The organism is Novosphingobium sp. (assembly GCF_019748365.1).
GTDB lineage: Bacteria > Pseudomonadota > Alphaproteobacteria > Sphingomonadales > Sphingomonadaceae > Novosphingobium.
On sequence record NZ_JAIEPN010000082.1, the window covers coordinates 1 to 3,910 of the forward strand.

At 64.2% G+C, this 3,910-nt stretch carries 2 protein-coding genes; one reads left to right on the top strand and one right to left on the bottom strand.

What is annotated here, in order from left to right; genetic code table 11:
• Positions 1-187: 187 nt before the first annotated feature.
• Positions 188-763, bottom strand: coding sequence for a recombinase family protein (locus K5Q19_RS10370; RefSeq protein ID WP_292944500.1), 576 nt, complete (start codon positions 761-763; stop codon positions 188-190).
• A gap of 138 nt (positions 764-901) precedes the next feature.
• On the opposite strand from K5Q19_RS10370, the gene K5Q19_RS10375 reads away from it, so the two are divergent.
• A complete protein-coding gene (locus K5Q19_RS10375) occupies positions 902-3,859 on the top strand; it encodes a Tn3 family transposase (RefSeq protein WP_292944503.1) in 2,958 nt (985 codons plus the stop codon).
• The last annotated feature ends 51 nt before the right edge of the window (positions 3,860-3,910 follow it).

The window sequence follows — 3,910 nt, forward strand, 5'->3', positions numbered from 1 at the left end:
ATCATCAGTCGCGAACAGGTCGTCCCAGACCGTAGACGTTCCATGCTCGTTTTCGACCTCAAGCGACCAGCCCGGCTCATTTTCCAACCGGATGATGTTCACTCTCACGGTGACGCCCTTCTCGGTGACGAAACCAGACAGGCTCGAGGTGACGATGTTGGGATCGCGTTCGTGCATCACTCTTTCCTCATGCTTTGACTGCGGTTTTAGCAGCGGTGCCTTCGAGCGCCTTGTAGAGCGCGGTTTTGCCGACCTTGAGGCGCGTGGCCGCTTCGCGAACCGTCAGCCCTGCCGCGATATGATCGCGCGCCTTACGCAATTTGTCAGTCGTGATGACCGGACGCCGACCGCCAAGGCTCCCCCGTTCCCGCGCAGCCTTCAATCCGGCGTTGGTGCGCTCACGGATCAGGTCGCGCTCGAACTGGGCGAGCGAGCCAAAGATGTTGAACACGAGCATCCCGCCCGACGTGGTGGTGTCGATCTGCTCGGTGAGCGATCGGAAACCGACACCGCGCGCGGCCAGTTCGCCGACCTTCTCGATCAGGTGGCTCATCGAACGGCCGAGCCGGTCGAGCTTCCACACGACCAGCGTGTCGCCGGCACGCAGATAGGCAAGCGCTTCGGCCAGCCCCGGCCGATCGGTCTTCGCGCCAGAGGCGTGGTCGTCGAACGTGCGCTCGCATCCGGCCGCGTTCAGCGCATCATGCTGGAGCGCCAGCTTCTGGTCGCCGGTCGATACCCGCGCATAGCCGATCAGCGCCACAGTCGGTCCCGATCTGTCCGTTTTCCCATCGATTTGCATTCTTGTCCGAATCGCCATCGCGGGTCCAGAGTTGACGGACATATTCATGCTGGCCGCCAGAGGACCGTCTGACGGACAGGGCAGGAAGGGTCGTGGCGCATGGCAAGGCGGCGGTTGCTGACACGCGAGGCGCTCGCGCCGCACTACGATCCTCCGACCGACGAGCGGGAGATCGCCCGTCACTTCACCCTCAGCCGCGAGGATCTCGATCTTGTCGGTGAGCGGCGGGGAGCATCTAGCCGGCTCGGGTTCGCGCTACTGCTGCTCTACATGCGTTGGCCGGGCCGCGTGCTGGAGGCCGGCGAAAAACCAACGAGCGCTATCTTGGCCTTTGTCGCCGAGCAGATTGATGTGCCGGCAAAGGCGTTCGACAATTACGCCCGTCGCGATGAAACCCGCCGCGCGCAACTCGCCGATATCATGCAGCGGTTTGGCCATACCGCTTTCGACCGGAATCACTTTCGCGCAATCGTGGCGTTTGCGATGCCGGTCGCGCAGACCGTCGCCCAGCCTCTCCTGCTCGCCAGCACCGTCATCGACGAGTTGCGACGACGACGGGTGCTGTTGCCGCCTCCGGCCGTCATCGAGGCGATTGTCAGACACGCGCGTCAGCAGGCCGAACAGCTTACCCACGAGATCCTGACCAACGACATTGATGCCATTAAACTAGCAGAGCTGGACGCTTTGCTGGGTCGGCGATCGGATCAGGGGACGACATGGCTGGCCTGGCTGCGCAACGCGCCGCAGTCGCCGACAGCGCGCAACATCCTTCGGTTGCTCGAACGGCTCGATCATGTTCGGACGCTCGGCCTTGACCCAGCGCACGCCGCCATGATCCCATCGGCGACATTCGATCGACTGGCTGATGAGGCGGTGCGGATCACGCCGCAACATCTCGGCGAACTTAACCCGCTGCGCCGCCATGCGACCCTCGCGGCCGCAGCCATTCGTCTTGAGGAAAGCCTGACCGACGCCGCGCTGACGATGTTCGACAAGTTACTCGGCAGCATGACCCGCCGCGCAGAAAACCGGACGCGCGACAAGGCGATCAGGACGGTGCGCGAAATGCAGGGGCATCTGCGCGCCCTGACCGATAGCTGCCGCGTGCTGATCGATGCGCACGCCAAGGGTGTCGACTCCCTTGCGCGTATCGGCCCGTTCGATTGGGAGCGGTTCGGCTCCGCTGTCGCCCAGGCGGAAGTTCTCGTCCGCCCCGAGACGATCGACCGCACGGCCGAACTGATCGAGCGGCATCGCACGGTGAGACTGTTCACCGGACAGTTCCTGCGGGCGTTCGCGTTTCGCGGGGCCGGCCCGGTTCAGGGCATCCTCGATGCGCTCGCCATCATCGCCGATCTCTACCACACCGGGAAACGGCGCCTTCCCGACAAAGTGCCGCTGCGCTTTGTGCCGGCGGGCTGGCGGCCTTTCGTGGTCCGCATCGGTGTGGTCGATCGCGCGGCCTATGAACTCTGCGCGCTGTCCCAGCTTCGCGATCGGTTGCGGGCCGGCGATATCTGGGTGGCGGGCAGTCGGCAGTATCGCGACTTCGATAGCTATCTCATTCCGCCCGCCACGTTCGCGGCGCTGCGCGAGAAGGGACCGCTTCCGCTCGCCATCGAAACCGACTTCGACCGCCATATCGAGGGTCGTCGTGAGCGACTGGATCGCGCGATCAAACGGGTAACGGTACTGGCCCGCCAGGGCGAACTGCCCCAGGTCCGGCTCGATGAAAACGGTCTGATGATCTCGCCGCTGAAGGCGATCACGCCGCCTGCGGCAGAGGTCGCGCGTCGCACCGCCTATGATCGTCTCCCCCGGGTGAAGATCACGGATATTCTGCTCGATGTCGATGCGTGGACCGGCTTCGGCGACTGCTTCACGCATCGGCGCTCAGGCCGTCCTGCCGACGATCGCAACGCGTTGCTGACTGTGATCCTCGCCGATGGCATCAATCTCGGCCTGACCCGCATGGCGGACAGTTGCCGGGGCGCGAGCCTGCGCCAGCTTGCCCATCTGCATGACTGGCACATCAGCGAAGCCGCCTATGGCGAGGCGCTGGGACGACTGATCGACGCGCACCGTGCGATGCCACTTGCGGGACTGTGGGGCAGCGGCATCAGCTCGTCGAGCGACGGGCAGCAATTTCACGCAGGTGGGCGTGGTGCCGCGATCAGCGACATCAACGCGCGCAACGGCAACGAACCCGGCGTGTCCTTCTATACGCATATCTCGGACCAGTATGACCCGTTCGGTTCGCGCGTGATCGCCGCTACCGCGGGCGAGGCCCCCTATGTCCTCGACGGTCTACTGTACCACCAGACCGGGCTGTTGATCGAAGAGCATTATACCGACACGGGCGGCGCGTCAGACCATGTGTTCGGGCTGATGCCGTTCTTCGGCTACCGCTTCGCGCCACGCTTGCGTGATATCAAGGAGCGCCGACTGCATCTGTTGCCGGGGCAGGAGGCGGGGTCGTTGCTTGCCGGCATGGTCGGCGATTCGATCGCGCACGATCATGCAGCAGCCCATTGGGACGAACTGCTGCGGCTCGCCACCTCGATCCGAACCGGGACCGTCACGGCCTCGGCGATGCTGCGCAAGCTTTCTGCCTATCCGCGCCAGAACGGCCTGGCGCTGGCACTGCGCGAGATCGGGCGGCTCGAACGCTCGATCTTCATGCTCGACTGGTTGCAGGACATCGATCTGCGCAGGCGAACCCAGGCCGGGCTGAACAAGGGCGAGGCCCGCAACGCTCTCGCCCGCGCTCTGTTCTTCAACCAGCTTGGCGAACTGCGCGACCGCCGGTTCGAGAACCAGTCCTACCGCGCCTCCGGCCTCAACCTGCTGGTCGCCGCGATAATCCTGTGGAACACACGTTATCTCGAACAGGCATTGGCCGACATCGGCACGCCGGACGAAGTGGCCCGCCATATCGCGCCGCTGGGTTGGGAGCACATCGCCCTCACCGGCGATTATAGCTGGGAGCGGGACGATCGTCCGGGACCGGATCAGTTCAGGCCATTTCGCCTCTCGCCTTCGTTCTTGGCAGCATGAGGCCCTTTGCATGACCATAAGCCAGCGATTACGTGATATTCTAAGAGCGGG

Coding starts and splice junctions, on each gene's coding strand:
- K5Q19_RS10375 (WP_292944503.1), top strand. CDS start 902: ATGGCAAGGCGGCGGTTGCTGACACGCGAGGCGCTCGCGCCGCACTAC.